General features: G+C 63.8%; 18 protein-coding genes and 2 tRNA genes. 15 read left to right on the top strand and 5 right to left on the bottom strand.

Going from position 1 to position 20,746, the window contains the following annotated elements:
* From dnaA to CE_RS00320, 10 genes are all read left to right on the top strand, one after another.
* Window positions 1-1,722, top strand: coding sequence for a chromosomal replication initiator protein DnaA (gene dnaA / locus CE_RS00280; protein ID WP_011074762.1), 1,722 nt, complete (start codon window positions 1-3; stop codon window positions 1,720-1,722).
* Between the two features lie 869 nt (window positions 1,723-2,591).
* Window positions 2,592-3,776: a DNA polymerase III subunit beta gene (gene dnaN / locus CE_RS00285; RefSeq protein WP_006768691.1), complete on the top strand. Its 1,185-nt coding sequence runs from the start codon at window positions 2,592-2,594 to the stop codon at window positions 3,774-3,776.
* A gap of 101 nt (window positions 3,777-3,877) precedes the next feature.
* Window positions 3,878-5,074, top strand: a complete 1,197-nt coding sequence (gene recF, locus CE_RS00290; protein WP_006768690.1) for a DNA replication/repair protein RecF — start codon at window positions 3,878-3,880, stop codon at window positions 5,072-5,074.
* Window positions 5,071-5,652 carry a DUF721 domain-containing protein gene (locus CE_RS00295; RefSeq protein WP_006768689.1) on the top strand — a complete coding sequence of 194 codons (582 nt, stop codon included), beginning with the start codon at window positions 5,071-5,073 and terminating at the stop codon, window positions 5,650-5,652. Before recF ends, CE_RS00295 begins: the two co-directional genes overlap by 4 nt.
* 133 nt (window positions 5,653-5,785) lie before the next feature.
* A complete protein-coding gene (gyrB, locus tag CE_RS00300; RefSeq protein ID WP_011074764.1) occupies window positions 5,786-7,849 on the top strand; it encodes a DNA topoisomerase (ATP-hydrolyzing) subunit B in 2,064 nt (687 codons plus the stop codon).
* A gap of 95 nt (window positions 7,850-7,944) precedes the next feature.
* Window positions 7,945-8,847, top strand: coding sequence for an alpha/beta fold hydrolase (locus CE_RS00305; protein ID WP_011074765.1), 903 nt, complete (start codon window positions 7,945-7,947; stop codon window positions 8,845-8,847).
* A 280-nt stretch (window positions 8,848-9,127) separates the two neighbouring features.
* Window positions 9,128-9,709, top strand: coding sequence for a TIGR04086 family membrane protein (locus CE_RS00310; RefSeq protein WP_011074766.1), 582 nt, complete (start codon window positions 9,128-9,130; stop codon window positions 9,707-9,709).
* A gap of 57 nt (window positions 9,710-9,766) precedes the next feature.
* Window positions 9,767-9,901: a hypothetical protein gene (locus CE_RS15710; protein ID WP_006768685.1), complete on the top strand. Its 135-nt coding sequence runs from the start codon at window positions 9,767-9,769 to the stop codon at window positions 9,899-9,901.
* A 155-nt stretch (window positions 9,902-10,056) separates the two neighbouring features.
* Complete coding sequence (locus CE_RS00315; RefSeq protein ID WP_006768683.1) at window positions 10,057-10,422, top strand: Cd(II)/Pb(II)-sensing metalloregulatory transcriptional regulator CmtR; 366 nt, start codon at window positions 10,057-10,059, stop codon at window positions 10,420-10,422.
* The gene (locus CE_RS00320; protein ID WP_011074768.1) at window positions 10,419-12,371 is read left to right on the top strand and encodes a heavy metal translocating P-type ATPase; all 1,953 of its coding nucleotides are present in this window, start codon (window positions 10,419-10,421) and stop codon (window positions 12,369-12,371) included. Before CE_RS00315 ends, CE_RS00320 begins: the two co-directional genes overlap by 4 nt.
* Here the strand turns inward: CE_RS00320 and CE_RS00325 are convergent.
* The 4 genes from CE_RS00325 to CE_RS00340 form a co-directional block, all read right to left on the bottom strand.
* Window positions 12,368-13,030 carry a YczE/YyaS/YitT family protein gene (locus CE_RS00325; protein WP_011074769.1) on the bottom strand — a complete coding sequence of 221 codons (663 nt, stop codon included), beginning with the start codon at window positions 13,028-13,030 and terminating at the stop codon, window positions 12,368-12,370. The genes CE_RS00320 and CE_RS00325 overlap by 4 nt on opposite strands.
* 3 nt (window positions 13,031-13,033) lie before the next feature.
* The gene (locus CE_RS00330) at window positions 13,034-13,474 is read right to left on the bottom strand and encodes a DUF6918 family protein (protein ID WP_173362554.1); all 441 of its coding nucleotides are present in this window, start codon (window positions 13,472-13,474) and stop codon (window positions 13,034-13,036) included.
* Window positions 13,475-13,700: 226 nt separating this feature from the next.
* Window positions 13,701-13,940 (bottom strand): TetR family transcriptional regulator, encoded by a 240-nt coding sequence (locus CE_RS00335; RefSeq protein WP_407921230.1) that lies wholly within the window; start codon window positions 13,938-13,940, stop codon window positions 13,701-13,703.
* Between the two features lie 20 nt (window positions 13,941-13,960).
* Window positions 13,961-14,170, bottom strand: coding sequence for a hypothetical protein (locus CE_RS00340; protein WP_006768678.1), 210 nt, complete (start codon window positions 14,168-14,170; stop codon window positions 13,961-13,963).
* A 126-nt stretch (window positions 14,171-14,296) separates the two neighbouring features.
* Between CE_RS00340 and gyrA the strand changes: the two genes are divergently transcribed.
* The 4 genes from gyrA (at window position 14,297) to CE_RS00360 (ending at window position 17,501) form a co-directional block, all read left to right on the top strand.
* Window positions 14,297-16,888, top strand: a complete 2,592-nt coding sequence (gene gyrA / locus CE_RS00345) for a DNA gyrase subunit A (RefSeq protein WP_006768677.1) — start codon at window positions 14,297-14,299, stop codon at window positions 16,886-16,888.
* 3 nt (window positions 16,889-16,891) lie between these two features.
* Entirely contained in the window at window positions 16,892-17,236 is a 345-nt protein-coding gene (locus tag CE_RS00350; RefSeq protein ID WP_006768676.1) for a DUF3566 domain-containing protein, read from the top strand.
* A gap of 108 nt (window positions 17,237-17,344) precedes the next feature.
* Window positions 17,345-17,421: transfer RNA gene (locus tag CE_RS00355), tRNA-Ile, on the top strand.
* Window positions 17,422-17,428: 7 nt separating this feature from the next.
* Window positions 17,429-17,501, top strand: a tRNA-Ala gene (locus tag CE_RS00360).
* Window positions 17,502-17,584: 83 nt separating this feature from the next.
* Here CE_RS00360 and CE_RS00365 read toward each other — a convergent pair.
* Window positions 17,585-19,240 carry an ABC-F family ATP-binding cassette domain-containing protein gene (locus CE_RS00365; protein ID WP_006768675.1) on the bottom strand — a complete coding sequence of 552 codons (1,656 nt, stop codon included), beginning with the start codon at window positions 19,238-19,240 and terminating at the stop codon, window positions 17,585-17,587.
* 351 nt (window positions 19,241-19,591) lie between these two features.
* Here CE_RS00365 and CE_RS00370 point away from each other — a divergent pair, with 351 nt between their 5' ends.
* Complete coding sequence (locus CE_RS00370) at window positions 19,592-20,725, top strand: LacI family DNA-binding transcriptional regulator (protein WP_143758383.1); 1,134 nt, start codon at window positions 19,592-19,594, stop codon at window positions 20,723-20,725.
* Window positions 20,726-20,746: the final 21 nt, after the last annotated feature.

A 20,746-nucleotide genomic window follows, 5' to 3' on the forward strand; every position in this document is an offset into this window, starting at 1 on the left:
GTGAGCCAGAACTCATCTTCTTTGCTCGAAACCTGGCGTCAGGTCGTCGAAGACCTCAACGCCCTCAGCCAACAGCAGGACAGTGGGATACCACCACTGACCCCCACCCAACGCGCCTACCTCAACCTGGCCAAACCGATTGCCCTGGTTGACGGTTATGCCGTGCTCTCCACCCCACATGCCCTGGCCAAGAACGCCATCGAACATGATCTGGGGGAGTCACTGACCAAGGTGCTGTCCATGCGTATGGGCAGGTCATTCAGCCTCGCGGTCAGTGTGGAACCCTCCCGCGACGGTGAGGATCCCAACGCCCCGCCCGCGCCCAGGCAGCAGGAACTGAACTACCCGTACCCGGGCCAGGGCCCACAGAGCCCACAGGGTCAACAGGGTCAACAGGGTCAGCACCCGGTCCAGCAGGAGGTCCGGGCCCATGCGCCGGCACCGCACCAACAGGGTCAGCATCAGGCCGCCCAGCATCAGCCGCCCGCCAACCAGGCTCCGGGGCAGTATGTCGTGGGTGGTGAGCGGGGTCAGGCGTCGCAAAGCGCCGGCGCCTGGGAACAGACCCACAGCATGCCGGCCTTCGACCAGGGGTTTGATCCCAGTCCGGCACCGGTGGAACCACCGCCACAGCCGGCCCACCCGCTGCGCATTCCGCGGGAAACCCCAGCTCACAACCCCAATAGGGAAGTGTCGCTCAACCCGAAGTACACCTTTGAGAACTTCGTGATCGGGCCGTTCAACCGGTTCGCCAACGCCGCCGCGGTCGCCGTGGCCGAGAGTCCCGCGAAGGCCTTCAACCCGCTGTTCATCTCCGGTGGGTCCGGCCTGGGCAAGACCCACCTGCTGCACGCGGTGGGCAACTACGCGCAGGAACTCCAGCCGGGCTTGCGGATCAAGTACGTCTCGAGTGAGGAATTCACCAACGACTACATCAACTCCGTGCGTGATGACCGGCAGGAATCCTTCAAACGCCGGTACCGCAACCTGGATATCCTCATGGTCGATGACATCCAGTTCCTCGCCGGTAAGGAAGGCACCCAGGAGGAGTTCTTCCACACCTTCAACGCCCTGCACCAGGCGGAGAAGCAGATCATCCTGTCCTCCGACCGCCCGCCACGCCAGCTCACCACGCTGGAGGACCGTCTGCGCACCCGCTTCGAGGGTGGCCTGATCACCGACATCCAGCCACCTGACCTGGAGACGCGCATTGCGATTCTGATGAAGAAGGCCCAGGCAGACGGCACACACGTCGACCGTGAGGTCCTGGAGCTGATCGCCAGCCGGTTCGAGTCCTCCATCCGTGAGCTCGAGGGCGCGCTCATCCGTGTCTCCGCCTACTCCTCGCTGATCAACCAGCCGATTGACAAGGAGATGGCCATTGTCGCGCTGCGTGACATCCTCCCCGAGCCCGAGGACATGGAGATCACCGCACCGGTGATCATGGAGGTCACCGCCGAGTACTTCAAGATCTCGGTGGATACCCTGCGTGGCGCCGGCAAGACCCGCGCGGTGGCGCACGCCCGCCAGCTGGCCATGTATCTCTGCCGCGAGCTGACCGATATGTCCCTGCCCAAGATCGGTGATGTGTTCGGCGGCAAGGACCACACCACCGTCATGTACGCCGACCGCAAGATCCGGCAGGAGATGACCGAGAAGCGTGACACCTACGACGAGATCCAGCAGCTGACCCAGCTGATCAAATCCCGCGGCCGCAACTAGATCCTTCCCGCAAGGCGGGATCCCACGGTGGGAATGACAAGAAACCCGGTTCACTTCGAGTGGGCCGGGTTTCTTGTCATTCCGGTGGTCATCCACAGGGGAGAAGCGTGTCGACGCATCCCGATGTCACCGGCAAACCACAATTTTTGTCATTTTCCCGTGTGACCGGGAGATAAAAGCACAGGTCAGCGGGGTGGGAGGTGAAAAAGGGGTGAAATGACAAGAAAAGACTCCGGAAACAGGGCGGAACGGCCGGGAAATTATCCACAGACTCATTCACACCTGTGTAATTACAAACTTGTAATTCCGTGATTCGCATCACTTTCCCGGAGGAGTTCCGCGATCAGAACCCCTGTGGACAAACCCGGCAAAAGTGTGCATAAGCTGGGGATACATTTCGCCAAACTGGGGATAGAAACACGGCCCGGAAAGTTATCCACAACTCGGTCAAGTTATCCACAGGTTTTCCACACGTGGTTTCACAATCACATTTTTCACGGCTACCTTGGTCGATGATGCTCCATCCACAGAGTGCACAGGACTTACTGTTACTCCCGCTTTTATAACTAGAACTTAACTAAGAGAAAGAGGGGGTGGGGAGAAACGTTGGTGAATGACAAAAATCTCGCCTCGGGGCAACGCTCCGAACGGCAGAGAAATGAAATTACAAATTCCCGAACCGTCAGGTGCCCAGGTACGTTAGGGATGTGTAATTCCACAACCCCGCCGATGGCTGCACGGGTCCAGGGCAACCTGCCATGAACCCACACCACATCCGTGGCGTCGAAGGGTTGTGTCCTGTCGTGGCCGGTGCCCCTGGTGCGACATTTTTCGATAACGAACTTTTCTGCAAGGAGCTTTAAGTCAGCATGGAGCCACAAAACGTGTCATTCCGTGTGGCCAGGGAGGATCTGGTCACCTCAGTGGGCTGGGTTGCTCGAAACCTGCCCACCAAGCCAACCCAGCCGGTGTTGCGAGCCATGCTGATCACCGCCGATGACGAGGGTCTGGAACTCGCCGGTTACGACTACGAGGTGTCCACCCGTGTCCGGGTCTCCGCCGAGGTCGCTGTCCCGGGCCGCATCGCGGTGGCCGGTAAGATCCTCTCCGAGATCATCGGCACCCTACCCAACAAGCCGGTTGATTTCCGCCTCGACGGATCCAAGGTCCTGGTGTCCTGTGGTTCCGCCAGCTTCGAGCTGCCCTCCATCCCGCTCGATGACTACCCGCCGCTGCCATCCCTGCCGGAACGCACCGGGTCGATCAACCCGAAGCTGTTCACCGAGGCCGTTACCCAGGTGGCCTCCGCCGCCGGCCGGGATGACTCCCTGCCCATGCTCACCGGCGTGAACATGGAGATCCACGGCAACCAGATCAGCCTCGCGGCCACCGACCGTTTCCGTCTGGCACTGCGCACCTTCGAGTGGGATCCCGCCAGCTCCGGTATCGAGGCCAAGCTGCTCATCCCGGCGAAGACCCTGCTGGAAAACGCCCGCACCCTCGACACCGGACTCAATGAGGAGATCGGGATCGCCGTAGGCACCGGTGAGCAGGTCGGCCGCGAGGGCCTGTTCGGTATCCGCACCGATAACCGGGAGAGCACCACCCGCATGCTCGATGCGGATTTCCCGAATATCCAGCCGCTGCTGCCGAAGGAACACACCGCCATCGCCTCGGTGGAGATCGCCCCGCTGCTCGACGCCGTGCGTCGTGTGTCCCTGGTGGCGGACCGCAACGCCCAGATCATCATGGAATTCAGCGACGGTCAGGTCATCCTCTCCGCCGGCGGTTCCGATGCCGGTCACGCCCAGGAGGTGCTGCCGTGTGCCTTCACCGGCAAGGATCTCAAGATCGCCTTCAACCCGGGTTATCTCAAGGACGGACTTTCTGTCATTCCGACCTCGCGTGCGGTCTTCGGCTTCACCGAACCCTCCCGCCCAGCCATCATGATCCCGGAACCCGAGGAGTTTCCGGAGGCTGATGAACGTGGTGTCTTCCAGACCCCGGACACCTACTTCACCTACCTGCTCATGCCGGTCCGCCTGCCGGGTTAGACCGGAAAACCGGGCGTGAACTGGGCGAACACCCGGATCACGCCCATGTTGTACCCCTTATCCAGATCCCATCTCGCGCCCGAAGGGAGGGACCGCAGACCTTGTACATCCGTTCGCTGGAATTACGTGATTTCCGGTCCTGGCCGGAACTGAAGGTCGAGCTCAAACCTGGAATTACGATTTTCATCGGCCGGAACGGGTTCGGGAAGACCAACATCGTCGAGGCCATCGGGTACCTGGCGCACCTGTCCTCCCACCGCGTGTCCACCGATGCCCCGCTGGTGCGGGCGAATGCCGGGGACGCCCGGATCTCCGCGGTGGCGGTCAACCAGGGGCGGGAACTGGCCGCGCACCTGCTGATCAAACCCCATGCCGCCAACCAGGGGCAGATCAACCGCACCCGGGTGAAAAGCCCCCGTGAGCTGCTCGGGGTGATCAAGACGGTGTTGTTCGCCCCGGAGGATCTCGCCCTGGTGCGCGGGGAACCGGCGGAGCGCCGGCGGTATCTGGATGACATCATCGCCACCCGCCGACCCCGTATGGCCGGGGTGAAAGCGGATTATGACAAGGTGCTCAAACAAAGAAACGCCCTGCTCAAGACCGCCACCATTGCGCTGCGCCGGGGTTATGGCACCGAGGAGGGGGCCGCGGCGCTGGCCACGCTCGACACCTGGGACGGGCAGCTCGCCCGCCTCGGTGCGGAGGTCATGGCCGCGCGTTTCGCGCTGGTGCAGGACCTGTCCTCCCAGATCCGTGATGCGTACCAGACCATCGCCCCGGAATCGCGCCCGGCGGCGGTGAACTACAAAACCACCATCGATCAGGGGCTGGCCCAGTTCGGGGAGTTCGACGCCGGCATCATCGAGGCGACCCTCCTCACCGAACTGGCCGCCAAACGTCAACGCGAGATCGAGCGTGGCATGTCCCTGGTGGGCCCACACCGCGATGATCTGGAATTACATCTGGGTGGTCAACCCGCGAAGGGGTTCGCCAGTCACGGGGAGACCTGGTCTTTCGCGCTGTCCATGCGGATCGCGGAGTTCAACCTGCTGCGCTCGGACGGTACGGATCCGATCCTCATCCTCGATGATGTCTTCTCCGAGCTCGATGCCGGTCGGCGTGAGAAACTTGTCGGTATCGCCCGGGATGCTGAACAGGTGATCATCACCGCGGCCGTCAGCGATGATCTGCCCGCCAACCTCGCCGATGCCATCACCGCACGCCACACCGTCACCGTGCGCGACACCGATGCCGGCCGGATCTCCCTGCTGGATGAACAACCGGATACACAGCCATGACCGAGGATGAGGATTTCATCGCCCAGGCCTTCGAGCGGGTGCGCCGGGAGGCCCAGCGGCGCAACGGTCGGGTGCCGGACCTGAACAACAGAGATGCTTTTCGACGCACCACCCCCCGCCCCATCGGCGACCGGGCAAACGGCGGCAACGGAGGCGGTGGAGGCGTCGACAAGCGTCGACGGGGACGCCCCACCGGCCCCGACGGCCGTTATAAACCGTACGTGCGTTCGGCTGAGCCTCTGGGCGCCATCCTCAACCGGGAAATCCGGTCCCGGGGGTGGAGCCGCGACATTGCCGCAGGCTGGGTCACCTCGCACTGGGCTGAGCTGGTGGGACCGAAGATCGCCCAGCACACGAAGGTGGAGATGATCAAGGATAAAAAACTGTTCATCACCTGTGATTCCACCGCGTGGGCGACCAATCTGCGCATGATGCAGAAGCAGATTCTGCAGGTCATCGCCGAAAAGGTGGGTCCGGATGTCATTGCGGAGCTGCGTATCTTCGGGCCCCAGGCACCGAGCTGGCGCAAGGGTCCGCTGCATGTGAAAGGGCGCGGTCCGCGGGACACCTACGGTTAGGTTGAAAGCACCAACGCTCAAAAAGGGGCCTATTTAGCCGTTTCCGGCGTTGTGCCCCACTACTACGTAGGGGCCTAAGGGTGTAAGATTAAAAGGTCTGTATCGGAAAAGTAGCGAGGAGTGTTCGTTTAAAGTGGCAAACACTGAACACAATTATGACGCTTCATCGATCACCATCCTTGAAGGTCTCGAGGCAGTCCGCAAGCGCCCCGGAATGTACATCGGTTCCACCGGCTCGCGTGGCCTCCATCACCTGATCTGGGAGGTCGTGGACAACTCGGTGGACGAAGCCATGGCGGGCTACGCCGACCGCGTTGACGTGACACTCCTGGAGGACGGCGGCGTCGAGGTCATCGACAACGGCCGTGGCATCCCCGTCGAGATGCATGCCTCAGGTGCGCCCACCGTCCAGGTGGTCATGACCCAGCTGCACGCCGGCGGTAAGTTCGACTCCGATTCCTACGCTGTCTCCGGTGGTCTGCACGGTGTGGGTATCTCCGTGGTCAACGCCCTGTCCACGCGCGTTGAGGCGCACATCAAAAAAGACGGCAAGCACTGGTACCAGAATTTCAACAACTCCATCCCGGAGGACCTGGTGGAGGGCGCCAACGCCCGCGGCACCGGCACCTCCATCCGGTTCTGGCCGGATGCGGAGATCTTCGAGACCACGGACTTCGACTTCGACACGATCTCACGCCGCCTGCAGGAGATGGCCTTCCTCAACAAGGGTCTGACCATGACCCTGACCGACAACCGCGCCTCCGATGAGGAACTCGAGCTCGAGGCGCTGGCCGAGCAGGGTGACACCGCCGTCGAGCTCTCCCTCGACCAGATCGACGCCGACGGGGAAACCCAGCTTGTCGACGCCGAGGTCACCGACGCCCCGAAGAAGCCCAAGAAGCGTGAGAAGAAGAAGATCTTCCACTACCCCAACGGGCTCGAGGACTACGTCAACCACCTCAACCGCACCAAGACCCCGATCCACCCGTCGATCGTCTCCTTCGAGGCCAAGGCCGCGGAACACGAGGTGGAGATCGCCATGCAGTGGAACTCCTCCTACAAGGAGTCCGTGCACACCTTCGCCAACACCATCAATACCTTCGAGGGTGGCACCCATGAGGAGGGGTTCCGCTCCGCGCTGACCTCCCTGATGAACCGGTACGCCCGTGAGCACAAACTGCTCAAGGAGAAGGAGGCCAACCTCACCGGTGATGACTGCCGTGAGGGCCTGTCCGCGGTGATCTCCGTGCGTGTCTCCGAGCCGCAGTTCGAGGGTCAGACCAAGACCAAGCTCGGCAACACCGAGATCAAGTCGTTTGTGCAGCGCATGGCCAATGAGCACATCGGCCACTGGTTGGAGGCCAACCCGGCCGAGGCCAAGGTCATCATCAACAAGGCTGTCGGTTCCGCGCAGGCGCGCCTGGCGGCCCGTAAGGCCCGTGACCTGGTCCGTCGCAAGTCCGCCACCGACCTCGGTGGGCTGCCCGGCAAGCTGGCCGACTGCCGTTCCAAGGATCCGGAGAAGTCCGAGCTCTACATCGTGGAGGGTGACTCCGCGGGTGGTTCCGCCAAGTCGGGTCGTGACTCGATGTTCCAGGCGATCCTGCCGCTGCGTGGCAAGATCCTCAACGTGGAGAAGGCACGCCTGGACAAGGTGCTGAAAAACTCGGAGGTCCAGGCGATCATCACCGCCCTGGGTACCGGTATCCATGATGAATTCGACATCAACAAGCTGCGCTATCACAAGATCGTGCTCATGGCCGATGCCGACGTCGACGGCCAGCACATCGCCACGCTGCTGCTGACCCTGCTGTTCCGTTTCATGCCGGATCTCATCGCCGAGGGCCATGTCTACCTGGCGCAGCCACCGCTGTACAAGCTCAAGTGGCAGCGCGGCGAGCCGGGCTTCGCCTACTCCGATGAGGAGCGCGACCAGCAGCTCGAGGAGGGCCTGGCGGCCGGCCGGAAGATCAACAAGGATGACGGCATCCAGCGCTACAAGGGCCTCGGTGAGATGAACCCCAACGAGCTGTGGGAGACCACCATGGACCCCAGCGTGCGTATCCTGCGCCGCGTGGACCTCGCCGACGCCCAGCGTGCCGACGAGCTGTTCTCCATCCTCATGGGCGATGACGTGGTGGCCCGCCGCAGCTTCATCACCCGCAACGCCAAGGATGTCCGCTTCCTCGACGTCTAGGAACGCCCGGGACACATCCCGGCAGGCACACCCCGTGGGTATCCGCGGGGTGTTCCTACATTCCCGGGACGCTCGTTCTGGCTACCCTGGGACGCGTGAACGCAACTGAACCCACCACCACCGTCCACGTCGAGATGCCCGATTCCTCCCGAACCCCCGTGCAGGTCTGGCGCGCCGGGGAAGATGGACAGGGGAGTGGGCGTGACAAACCCCTGGTGATGGTGTGGCCGGGCTTCGGCATGGGTGGGTACTATTTCCGGCCCATCGCAGCGGAACTGGCTGCACGCGGTTTCCCCGTCGCCGTCGGTGAACTCCGGGGCCAGGGACAGAGCTCCGCCCGGGCGACCAGGACCACCACCTGGGGTTATCATGATCTGGCGTCGGAGGATTTCCCCCGTCAGGTCCGGGCCGCCAAACAGGAACTGGGCCTGCCGGTCGATCACCCCATGATCTTTCTCGCCCATTCCATGGGTGGGCAGATCTCCTGTCTCTTCGCCGCCCGCGAGGACACCCGCGACCTCAACCTCCGCGGTATCTTCGGCGTGGGATCGGGCTCGCCGTACCGCCCGAGGTTCGATCCCCAGATGGGCCGCCGCCTCGGGATGGGGGCCCTGTTCCTGGGGCGGGTCGGCGGCCATGGGCTGGGGTACTGGCCGGGGAAGATCCTGGGCCGTGATTTCCTCGGTTATGGACGGCAGGCCGGTGCCCACATGCGGGAATGGCTGCGCTTCCATAAGCGGAATTCCCTCGATGATCTCACCGGCCAGGATATTGATTATGTGGCTGCCCTCAGCCGCCTGGAACTGCCCGTGCTGTTCACCCGGTTCACCAATGACCGGGACTGTCCGACCGCGTCCAGTGAGGCGCTGGCGGAGTTCCTGCACAATGCCGATGTGCGTTTCGAGGATCTGCCCGGCGAACTGGGCCACAATCGGTGGGCGCGGGAACCGGTGATCGTGGCGGACCGTTTCGTGTCCTTCGCCGGGGTGCTCGACTAGACCTCCCCTGCCAGGGTGGTGTTCCGAGGACACCGGAAGGGCCGGAACCGACAACTCTCGACCCATACTTAAGGTTGTTGTAATACTGTTATATTTTTGGGTCCGAAACTCGCATCAGCACCTTTAATGCTTAGATGACGCTCTAACCCTCAGATCAGGGGAGGGGCCCGGTTCCGCCCGGCTCTCTGGGCGACAGCGGGGATAGGCGTCCCTAGGGTGGGGCACGACTGCCGATAGACACATCGGAGACCGTGCAGCACGAGAGTAAAGAAGCGTACCCATGGCCGAAAAAGTACACCGACCCGTAGGTGAGCATGCAGCCCACCGACATGAAGCAGGGGTGAATGTCGCACCTTCTTCCAGCGCAGTTGAGACCCGTACCGTCCCGGATGATCACTCCGCCCAAGAGGCCTGGATCGGCACCGATGATCCCCATGTTGCCAACCGGAATATCTCCTGGGGCGCGATCATCGCAGGTGCGGTGACCTTCATTGCCCTGGTGGTGTTGATCGGCATCGGTGCCGCCGCCCTGGGGCTGCAGGACTCCAGCGCCACCGTGCTGGGTATCTGGACCCTGGTGGGGCTGGTCATCGCCTTCCTGGTCGCCGGTTATGTTGCCGGTGCGCTCGCTGTCCGTGGTGGTCTGCTGCACGGTTTCCTCACCTGCGCCACCTCCATGCTCGCGGTGATCTTCCTGGCCGGCTGGCTGGGCACCTCGGTTCTGGGTGCGTTTGGCAGCATCGCCGGTACCGCAGCGGACACCGCCGCCCAGACCGTCAATGTAACCAGCCAGGATGCCCAGGGTGCCGCCGATGCCACCTCCCAGGAGGATGTGGATCAGGCCCAGGCCGAGGCTGAGTAGACCGCGAGCGAGCTGGTTGATGAGGCCAGCCAGACCGCACAGGAGGCTGCCCCTGAGGTGGCCGAGGGCTCCTGGTGGACCTTCGGCGGTCTGTTGGTCGGTGCGCTGCTGGCATCCCTGGCCGGTGTTGCCGGTGCCCGCAGTGTGATCAACAAGCGCGAGCAGGTTGTCGCAGGCCCCAGCCGCCTCTAATTCCTGTAGGACCAGGGTTATTTACAGCACTACACCAGAACCCGGGAGACCTCATCGGTCCCCGGGTTCAGTGCTGTCTGGGGACTGCCCCTATGGCAGGAGTGCGCCGTCAGAATCCTCGGACGATAGGTCAGCACCTGGTGTATGGTCAGCATATGCTGACTATTGCCTCGCGGCTTGATGTGATGAACCGGTTGGGTCGGGCCATGGCTGATCCCACCCGGTCACGGATTCTGTTGTCCCTGCTTGATGCCCCCGGTTACCCGGCTCAATTGGCCACCGAGCTGGGGTTGACGCGCACCAATGTCTCCAACCATCTGGCCTGTCTGCGTGATTGCGGGATTGTGGTGGCGGAACCGGAAGGTCGACGCACCCGCTATGAGATCGCCGATGCGCACCTGGCACGCGCACTCAACGCATTGGTGGATATCACCCTGGCGGTCGATGAGAACGCGGACTGCATTGATCCGCAGTGCCCCGTCGTGGGCTGCTGTGCACCGGAGGGGGAGCGGGAACAGTGACCTCTGCATGTGGATGTGAACCCACGGGCACGGGGGTGGACCCAGCGGGAGACCCGGTGATGGCCGCAGTGGTGGGCACGGAGGAGCACACCCCCTGGTGGCGTGATCGGACCGTCATGATCCCGGTGGCATCCGGTGTTGCGCTGCTGAGCGGTCTGATCCTGGAATGGTTCGTCCCCGGCGCCGGCACCCTCGCATCCGTCCTGTTCTGGGTGTCTCTGCTCCTGGGTGCCTCCCAGTTTGTTCCCGGTGCGGTGAGGAATCTGGTGACCCGGGGCCGGTTGGGTATCGGCCTGCTCATGACCATCAGTGCCACCGGTGCGGTGATCCTCGGTTTCGTCGAGGAGGCAGCCGCACTGGCCTTTCTCTACTCCATTGCCGAGGCCCTTGAGGGCCGGGCAATGGATAAGGCCCGCGCAGGTCTCCGTGCCCTGCTCGCCTTGATTCCCGCCACCGCCACGGTGGTCACCACGGCCAACACCACGCGGAGTGTGTCCGTTGAGGAACTCCTCCCCGGGGACAGGGTGCGTCTGGTGGCAGGGGAGCGGTTGGCCACCGACGGGATCGTGCATTCTGGGCGTTCCAGTCTTGATGTTTCCGCGATCACGGGGGAATCCATCCCGGTGGAGGTCGGGCCCGGCGATCAGGTGCTGGCGGGCTCGATCAATATCTCCGGTGTGCTCGAGGTGGAGGCAACCGCGGCCGGGACCGACAACTCGTTGACCACCGTGGTGTCCCTGGTGGAGCAGGCCCAGCACGAGAAGGGCGACCGCGCCCGGATCGCTGACCGACTGGCCCGCCCCCTGGTACCCGGGGTGCTCATCCTGGCTGCGCTGGTCGCGGTGATCGGTTCCCTGCTCGGAGATCCGGATGTGTGGATCGAACGCGCCCTGGTGGTCCTGGTGGCAGCATCCCCGTGTGCCCTGGCCATCTCGGTGCCGGTCACGGTGGTCTCGGCTATCGGTGCGGCCAGTAGATTCGGCGTGGTCATCAAATCAGGTGCGGCGTTCGAGCGTCTCGGTGGTATCCAGCACCTGGCCCTGGACAAGACGGGTACGCTCACCCGCAACCAACCCACGGTGGCTGATGTGGTGACCACCGGTGCCACCAGTCGGGCGGAGGTACTGGGGTGGGCCGCGGCCCTGGAGGCGCACAGCACCCACCCGCTGGCCGCAGCGATCACCGCGGCCACACCTGAGGTCCCCGCAGCTGCGGAGGTCACCGAGGTCGCCGGTGAGGGCATCACCGGGCTTGTCGACGGCACCCGCATCGCCGTGGGCAGCCCCCGGTGGCTCGCGCCCGGTCCGCTGGTGGGCACCGTCGAGGATCTGGAGGGCAAGGGAATGACCGTGGTGGTGATCCACCGTGATCAGCAACCGGTGGGCGTGATCGGGGTGCGCGATGAACTGCGTCCGGAAACCCCCGATGTCATCCGGTTGCTGGAGACACAGGGTTTCGGGATCACCATGCTGACGGGTGATAACCAACGCACCGCCGAGGCCCTGGCGACGGAGGCGGGGATCGGGGATGTCCACGCGCAACTACGCCCCCGGGACAAGGCCCGGGCTGTGGCCGGCCTGGCGGAGAGGGGGCCGGTGGCGATGATCGGGGACGGCATCAATGATGCCCCCGCCCTGGCCTCAGCCGATGTGGGTATCGCCATGGGTGCGAAGGGGGCGGACGCCGCCGTCGAGTCCGCGGATGTGGCCTTCACCGGTGATGATCTGCGGGTGATCCCGCATGCCCTGGCCCATGCGCGCCGGGGCCGGACCATCATCAACCAGAACATCGTGTTGTCCCTGGCGATCATCATCGTCCTGCTCCCCCTGGCGATCACCGGTGCGCTGGGGTTGGCGGCGGTGGTGCTGGTGCATGAGGTTGCCGAGGTGATTGTCATCCTCAACGGTCTGCGGGCTGCCCGCGCCGGGAACACCCCGGCCCTCAGCTAGTCTTTGCGGATGCCCTTCAGGTACAGATTCTGCCAGAGCCGGACGAAGAAACCGATGCCGAAGGCCGCGAAGACGGTGCCCTCACGCACACCCACCAGGCCACCCATGGTGACCAGTGAGATGATCACGGCGATGCCCACCAGGGTCCAGTCGACGATCTGCTTGCAGGCACCGAAATCCAGTGTGGTCAGTTTGGTGTTGAGTGCCTGCACGATGGCCTCACCCGGCATGAAGGCGATCTGCCCGAGCAGCTGCATGACGATCCCCAGCGCGACCATCATGGTGCCCAGGACAACCAGTACCCAGGCCACCAGGTAGTTCTGGGGATCCACCCAGCGGGTCAGCCACAGGCTCACATCGCACATCACGCCGAAGAGGATGGAGATCGGCAGCTGCCACAGCATGGTGGCCCTGTAATTACGTCCCAGGATCAGGGCGGTGATGATCATGATGATGACATTGACCACCACGGTCCAGGTACCCAGGGAGTAACTGGTGGCAGCCGCCAGGACCGCCGGTGGGGAGGAGATGGTGGTGGTGCCCAGGCCGGCGTGGACGGTGATGGCCACGCCGAGGGAGAGGATGAACATCCCGGCCAGGAACAGCATCCATCTGGTTGGCAGGGAGTACCGCTGGGCCGGGTTGAGTGAGGTGGCCACTGTCTATCGGGCGTGTTTTTCCACGAGCTGACCGATGGTGGGCAGTTCCTGCTCAACCACCTTGGCGGCCTTGCCGCGGAGGGTGCCGTACATCTTGGACACACCGGGGATGTTGATGGTGTCGGAGTTGCGGTCGGCCACGCTGAGGATGGCGTCCATGGCGCGGTCCTTGTTGGCCACCAGGTGGGCACCGAAATCGGTGCCACCGCCGGCGGTGTATTCCTGCCACAGGGGATCCAGGCCCTCGGCCATCTCGGGCATGATGCGGCGGGAACCCTTGGCCACGATATCGGAGTCGAACTTGGTGGCCGTGCTCAGTGCACCCTTGAGTGCCATGCCGGTGAGACCGGACTGCTTGTCCACGGTGGTGGTGATGAAGTTGGCCATGTCGGCGACCGCTGCATCGAAACGGTTGCCCACGAGAAGTTCCTTGAGTGAAGTCATGGGGAACATAGTAACGAGAAAAAGACCGGCATTCCCGGCAGCCAGCCGGAAACACCGATCTTTCGTCGAGGGGACATCGTCGTGATCCTTCCTCCACAGCGACCCGCGGTTTCACTTGTGTCACTGCAATCACAACAGTCACACAGTTTACAGCTGGCACCAGAGGGGCGCAATGCACCGGGCCCGGTCGGGGACGGTGGGGCAGTGGGGCGTCGACAAGCACGCCTCAGGAGTTCAGGTGCAGCAGGATCCGCCGGGTCGCGGCCGCGAGCTGCCCGTTGCGCCCGCTCAGAGGCCGCAAGGCGGTGATGGTGGAGGCCACGCGCTCGGCCATGACCTCGGGGGAGTCGTCCACCCGCACGCCGTGGAAACTGGCGCTGCTGACCGCCGCGGCCGCCGCGAGTGCCGCGAAATCGCGCACCCGCACGCCGTGGGCCGTGCACACCTCATCGGCGATGAGCAGCATCTGTTCGGCGCTGAGCCCCCTCACCGCGAATGCCTGAGGCGCTTGTCGACGTCCGCATATTCCGGCACGTACACCCGCGCCAGGTCCGCGACTTCCGCATCGGCGACGACGCGGGCCGCCGCCGCCACCATCGCGCGGATCGCCGCCTCCTGCTTGCTGGAGCCCTGGGCGCGGGCGAGCAGGGTGAGCGCCCGGTCCTGATCATCGGTGAGTCTCAAGGTCATGGCCATGAGGGAAATGGTATCAGTCTGGTATCGTATCTGGCCTGGATGTGGCCGGAAACGAATTCTGAGGGCGGTTTTCCGGGGTGTGACGGGTATGATTGGGGAAGTTCAACCACCATTGGAAGGTAACTAGTGAGCGACGACAATAACGAGACGTTTGACCGCATCCAACCCATTGACATCAATGAGGAGATGCAGTCGAGCTACATCGACTACGCCATGTCGGTCATCGTGGGACGCGCCCTCCCCGAGGTCCGCGACGGTATGAAACCGGTGCACCGCCGTGTGCTGTACGCGATGTATGACAACGGCTACCGCCCCGACCGCAGCTACGTGAAGTCCGCGAAGCCGGTGGCGGACACCATGGGTAACTACCACCCGCACGGTGACACCGCGATCTATGACACCCTGGTGCGCATGGCCCAGCCGTGGTCCATGCGCTACCCACTCGTCGACGGCCAGGGCAACTTCGGTTCCCGCGGCAACGACGGCCCCGCCGCCATGCGTTACACCGAGTGCCGCATGACCCCGCTGGCCATGGAGATGGTCCGCGACATCCGCGAGAACACCGTCAACTTCTCCCCGAACTACGACGGCAAGACCACCGAACCGGATGTCCTGCCCTCCCGTGTGCCCAACCTGCTGATGAACGGTTCCGGCGGTATTGCCGTGGGTATGGCCACCAACATCCCACCGCACAACCTCAATGAGCTTGCCGACGCCATCTTCTGGCTCCTCGAGAACCCCGACGCCGACGAGGCCACCGCGCTGGAAAAGTGCATGGAGTTTGTCAAGGGCCCGGATTTCCCGACCGCCGGCCTCATCATCGGTGACAAGGGCATCCACGATGCCTACACCACCGGCCGCGGCTCCATCCGCATGCGCGGTGTCACCTCCATCGAGGAGGAGGGCAACCGCACCGTCATCGTCATCACCGAGCTGCCGTACCAGGTCAACCCGGATAATCTGATCTCCAACATCGCGGAGCAGGTCCGTGACGGCAAGCTGGTGGGCATCTCCAAGATCGAGGATGAGTCCTCCGACCGCGTGGGTATGCGCATCGTGGTCACCCTCAAGCGTGACGCCGTGCCGCGCGTGGTGCTCAACAACCTGTTCAAGCACTCCCAGCTGCAGTCCAACTTCGGTGCCAACATGCTCTCCATCGTCGATGGTGTGCCCCGCACCCTGCGTCTGGATCAGATGCTGCGCTACTACGTGGCACACCAGATCGAGGTCATCGTCCGCCGCACCCAGTACCGTCTGGACCAGGCGGAGAAGCGCGCCCACATCCTGCGCGGCCTGGTCAAGGCCCTGGACATGCTCGACGAGGTCATCGCCCTGATCCGCCGCAGCCCCACCGTGGAGGAGGCCCGCGACGGCCTCATGAGCCTGCTCGACGTGGACCAGATCCAGGCGGATGCCATCCTGGAGATGCAGCTGCGCCGCCTGGCCGCCCTGGAGCGCGAGAAGATCGTCAACGAGCTCAATGAGCTGGAGACCATCATCGCCGACCTCAAGGACATCCTGGCCAGCCCCGAGCGGCAGCGTGCCATCGTCCGCGACGAGCTCGCCGAGATCGTGGAGAAGTACGGCGATGAGCGCCGCTCCCAGATCATCGCCGCCACCGGTGATGTCTCCGAGGAGGACCTCATCGCCCGGGAGAACGTGGTGGTCACCATCACCTCCACCGGTTACGCCAAGCGCACCAAGGTCGATGCCTACAAGTCCCAGAAGCGTGGTGGCAAGGGCGTGCGCGGTGCGGAGCTGAAGCAGGACGACATCGTCCGTCACTTCTTCGTCAGCTCCACCCACGACTGGATCCTGTTCTTCACCAACTTCGGTCGCGTGTACCGCCTCAAGGCCTATGAACTGCCCGAGGCCTCCCGCACCGCACGTGGCCAGCACGTGGCCAACCTGCTGGAATTCCAGCCGGAGGAGCGTATCGCCCAGGTCATCCAGATCCAGACCTACGAGGATGCCCCCTACCTGGTCCTGGCCACCGCCCAGGGGCGGGTGAAGAAGTCCCGCCTCACCGACTACGAATCCGCCCGCTCCGCCGGCCTGATCGCCATCAACCTCAACGACGGCGACCGCCTCATCGGTGCCGCGCTTGTCGACGAAGGCGACGACATCCTGCTCACCTCCGAGTACGGCCAGGCCATCCGCTTCACCGCCGACGATGAGCAGCTGCGCCCCATGGGCCGTGCCACCGCCGGTGTCAAGGGCATGCGCTTCCGCGAGGGTGATCAGCTGCTGGCTATGAGCGTGGTCCGCGACGGCGAGTTCCTGCTGGTGGCCACCTCCGGTGGTTACGGCAAGCGCACCCCCATCTCCGAGTACTCCACCCAGGGTCGCGGCGGTCTCGGTGTGGTGACCTTCAAGTACACCCCGAAGCGTGGACGCCTCATCGGTGCCCTCGCCGTGGAGGAGGACGACGAGATCTTCGCCATCACCTCCGCCGGCGGTGTCATCCGCACCGAGGTCAACCAGATCCGCCCGTCCTCCCGCGCCACCATGGGTGTGCGCCTGGTCAACCTGCAGGACGACGTGGAACTGCTCGCCATCGACAAGAACGTCGAGGAGGAGGGCGAGGAGGAAGCCGAGGCAGTGGCCAAGGGCAACGTCGATGGCCCGGCCTCCAAGATCCCCGGTAAGAAGGCAGCTGCGGCGGTTGATGCCGACGCCGACGCCGGGGACACCGACTCTGCTGACGGCGAGGAGTAGCACGTGGCAACCAGAGACGTAACGATCACCCGCATCTCACCACTGTCCACCTTCCGGGTGGCGCTGGCACTGTCCATCATCGGACTGGTCGCCTGGATCATCTGCGTGGTTGTTCTGTATGTGGGCCTGGACGCCGCGGGTGTCTGGCAGAACGTCAACGACGTCATCGGTGGCGTCGGTGGTGAGCAGGCGATCACCTTCGGACTCGTCCTGAGTATCTCCGCGCTCCTAGGGGCGATTGTCGCCATCACCATCGCGATCCTCGCACCCCTGACCGCGATCATCTACAACGCGATCGTCGACCTCTTCGGTGGCCTCACCGTGCAGCTGCAGGAGGAAGTCGATTAACTCCCACCCATAAACAGGGAACACATCCGCTGGCAGCCATTAATAGATGGTTTGACCAGCGGATTTGCGTCTCTCGTGAACTGTGGGTAAAGTTCTATTTCGTTCCCAGGGCCTATAGCTCAGTCGGTTAGAGCGCATCGCTGATAACGATGAGGTCGCAAGTTCGATTCTTGCTAGGCCCACCAGGAACATGGGGCATTAGCTCAGTTGGTAGAGCACCTGCTTTGCAAGCAGGATGTCAGGAGTTCGATTCTCCTATGCTCCACAGATAACCACCTCAGGATTTCAAGTCCTGAGGTGGTTTTTTGTTATGTGTACCCGGGGGAGTGCACGCTGTTTCCTTCCGGATTAACCCGGGATCGCGTTATCGGTTACTGGTGACAGATCAATGCTCGGCCAGTCCTGCACATCGCGCAGGAGTTGCCGGTCATGGGAGGACAGGACAACAGCTGCCTGGGTGGCGCGGAGGGCGTCGGTGAGCTCGTCGACAAGCGTGATGGAGAGGTGGTTGGTCGGTTCGTCGAGAAGCAGCACGTGGGGACGTGCGGCGAGCACGAGCGCTAAATCGAGGCGTCGTTGCTGGCCCATTGACAGCTCGCTCACCCGCTTGTCCAGCTCCGATGGTTTCAATAATCCGAGCTGGGAGATGCCGGTGGCCTCCGAGGGAGGGACTAGCCCGGCGCTGACGAGTGCACTGAGGTGGGTGGTGTAGACCTCGCCGGCCCGCCGGTCAGAGGGGAGATGTGATTCCTGGTGGAGAAAACCCACCCGGATCCCGTCGGCTGTGCGCACCACCCCGGTATCCGGTGCGAGTTCACCAGCGGCGACCCTGAGCAGGGTGGATTTCCCGGCCCCGTTGGGTCCGGTCACCACGAGCCGACCACCCCGCGACAGTGAGAACGACACCGGGCCGGGCAAACGCCCGGTGACGCTGACGTTCTCCACACTCAACAACGTCACACCGGTCCGGGTGGGCAGTTCCGGGAAACGGAAGACCAGGGGTGGTTCAGGCACCGTGATGGCGTGGGCCTCGAGGGCCTCGCGTCGGCGGTGGACATTCTGCACGAGACCACCCGCCCGGGTGGCCCGGCCGTGCTTGTTGCTTCCCTTACCGGGGCGCCACCCGGAGATGAGCCGGTTCTGGGCGGCGCTGAGATCATCCTGCAGACGTGTTCGTTCCTCCTGCTGTCTGGTGTACTGCTGTTCCCAGCGCTCGCGTTCGGCCGCGCGACCCTCCCGGTAACCCGCGTAACCATTTCCGTAGATCCGCGGGCGGTCGTCCGGGGTGGGATCAAGATCGACGATGGTGTCCGCGAAATCCGACAGGAGTGCCCTGTCATGACTGACGATCACCACCCCGCCATTACGGCTCTTGAGCTGGGCAGTCAGGAAGTCGAGTCCGCCGCGGTCGAGATGGTTGGTGGGTTCGTCGAGCAGGAGGAAATCATCGTCGGCACCCAGGAGGCAGGCCAGGCGCACCCGGTAACGCTGACCGACCGACAGTTCCGCCAGGGGGCGGGCGGTGTCAGTTTCCGCGTCGAGTGCCTCGAGGGCGATCTGCACGCGTCGTTCAGCATCCCAGGCATCGAGAGCCTCGGCGTGCTCCAGTGCGGAGGCATATTCTGCGGTGGCGAGCTCTGTTCCGTCGGCAAGCAGGCGGCCTGCCGCATCGAGCCGCGCCAACGCGGCCAGCGGTTCGGCGATGGCCTGGGCGATGACCTCGCCGACGGTGCGGTGATCCGAGGAGTCCATTTCCTGCTCGGCCACCCCGATCGTGCCGATGCACTGCACGGTGCCACTGTCGGGAATGAGGGTACCTGCGAGCACATGGAGCAGGGTTGATTTCCCCCGTCCGTTCTCACCGACGATTGCCACGCGTGACGACGGGGTGAGGATGAGATCAACATGATGGAGAACAGGGTTGGTGCCTCTCATGACTGATACGTCGGAGGCGGTGAGTTGCGCGCGGGCGCGCGCGGGAAGACGGCGGATAGCGGTCTGCATTTCTAGTCCTTTTACACAGGCGCACCCCACACCACAGGTATCGGCGGATGGGCACGCGAGATGACGGCGACCCTGAGGGCCAGAACGAGTGGCTTCCGCAGGCTCGGAGAAACTCAACGAGAGCGGTCAGCCGACTCAGCCGTTACAGGAAATACAGATGCATGCGTGCAAGTATACCCGGCAAGAAGGGTTCACTGAAGTGCTCGCTGAAGTGTTCAGTGCAGAACACCTGGCAGGACACTCAGGCCGAGACGATCCGAGGTCACAACCCCCGTGCCTTCCTGTGTATCGTTAAAACAATTTGTTTTATCGATACACAAGCCACAACTGCCCGCCCTGGAAGACCGTCCCATGCCCACTCCCCAGAACCAGCCAGCCCCACAGTCCGAGCCCCAGCCCGAGCCACAGCCCGAGCCACAGCCACAACCCCTTCCCCGCAGGCCCCGGCGCAAACACCCCACCATGGCCGATGTCGCCGAGGCTGCCGGTGTGTCGGTGATGACGGTCTCCTATGCCTACAACCACCCCGACCGCGTGGCGGCACATACCCGGGAACGGGTGCTGGCCACAGCTGAGACAATCGGTTATAAACGCCCCCACCCCACCGCGTCGGCACTGCGTCGGGGTGCGCCGTTGCAGATCGGGATCGTGTTGGGTGAACACCTCACCTATGCCTTTGATGATCCGGTGGCGTCCGCCTTCCTCTCTGGTGTGGCCAGTGAGTGTGTCATCCGTGGGATGGGCATGACCATGATCCCGGTGACCGGTGAGGAGGGTCCGAAGGATTCCGCGCGGATCCTGTCGATGGATGTGGCCGGGTATATAGTGTGGGCGACCTCGGATGACAACCCCCTGCTGGATGCGCTGGAGGAAACCGGTCAGCCCGTGGTGGTCAGCGGTGGCCCGGCGCGCGAGGGCTGGGGGTTGGTGCATCTGGATGACACCGCCGCTGCCCGGGAGGTCGCGCGCCTGGCGCTTCATGGGCGTCAGCATCCGGCGATCATTGCCTTGCCGGAGGCGCAGCACCGCACGCAGGCGTTGCGTTATGGGCCGGATCCGCAGGCCACCACCTTCGAGGTGCACCGCCGCAGGCTGGAGGGTTACCGTGCGGCTGTTGAGGAGGCCGGTTTGAACTGGGCGGATGTGCCGGTGTTGTTCCTGGGGCGTAACGATGGTGATGAGGCACGTGAGGGCGTCGACAAGCTCCTGCTGCACCACCCGGCCACCGACGCCCTGCTCTGCATGAGCGACCAGATCGCGCTCGGCGCGCTGCCCGTCATCCGCGCCTCGGGGCGCGCGGTACCCGGCGCGATCACGGTGACCGGGTGGGATGACGGGCCCGCGGCTGAGCGTGCGGGCCTGACCACGGTGCGCCAGTCTCTGCGCGACCAGGGGGTGCTGTGTGCACGGATGCTTTTCGACGATCACCTCACCGCGCTCGAGGCCCCCTGCTCCGTCATCACCCGCTCCACCACCGCTGGTTAAAGCGTCAGTTAAACCCCAGCA

This window comes from Corynebacterium efficiens YS-314, assembly GCF_000011305.1.
Lineage (GTDB): Bacteria > Actinomycetota > Actinomycetes > Mycobacteriales > Mycobacteriaceae > Corynebacterium > Corynebacterium efficiens.

Bases quoted from the DNA above. Each gene is read 5' to 3' on its own strand.
- CE_RS00340 (WP_006768678.1), bottom strand. From the start codon at position 14,170: ATGGCCATGACCTTGAGACTCACCGATGATCAGGACCGGGCGCTCACC.
- dnaN (WP_006768691.1), top strand. From the start codon at position 2,592: ATGGAGCCACAAAACGTGTCATTCCGTGTGGCCAGGGAGGATCTGGTC.
- CE_RS00315 (WP_006768683.1), top strand. From the start codon at position 10,057: ATGCTGACTATTGCCTCGCGGCTTGATGTGATGAACCGGTTGGGTCGG.
- CE_RS00295 (WP_006768689.1), top strand. From the start codon at position 5,071: ATGACCGAGGATGAGGATTTCATCGCCCAGGCCTTCGAGCGGGTGCGC.
- CE_RS00370 (WP_143758383.1), top strand. From the start codon at position 19,592: ATGCCCACTCCCCAGAACCAGCCAGCCCCACAGTCCGAGCCCCAGCCC.
- CE_RS00310 (WP_011074766.1), top strand. From the start codon at position 9,128: ATGGCCGAAAAAGTACACCGACCCGTAGGTGAGCATGCAGCCCACCGA.
- CE_RS00330 (WP_173362554.1), bottom strand. From the start codon at position 13,474: ATGACTTCACTCAAGGAACTTCTCGTGGGCAACCGTTTCGATGCAGCG.
- CE_RS00335 (WP_407921230.1), bottom strand. From the start codon at position 13,940: ATGCTGCTCATCGCCGATGAGGTGTGCACGGCCCACGGCGTGCGGGTG.
- CE_RS00365 (WP_006768675.1), bottom strand. From the start codon at position 19,240: ATGCAGACCGCTATCCGCCGTCTTCCCGCGCGCGCCCGCGCGCAACTC.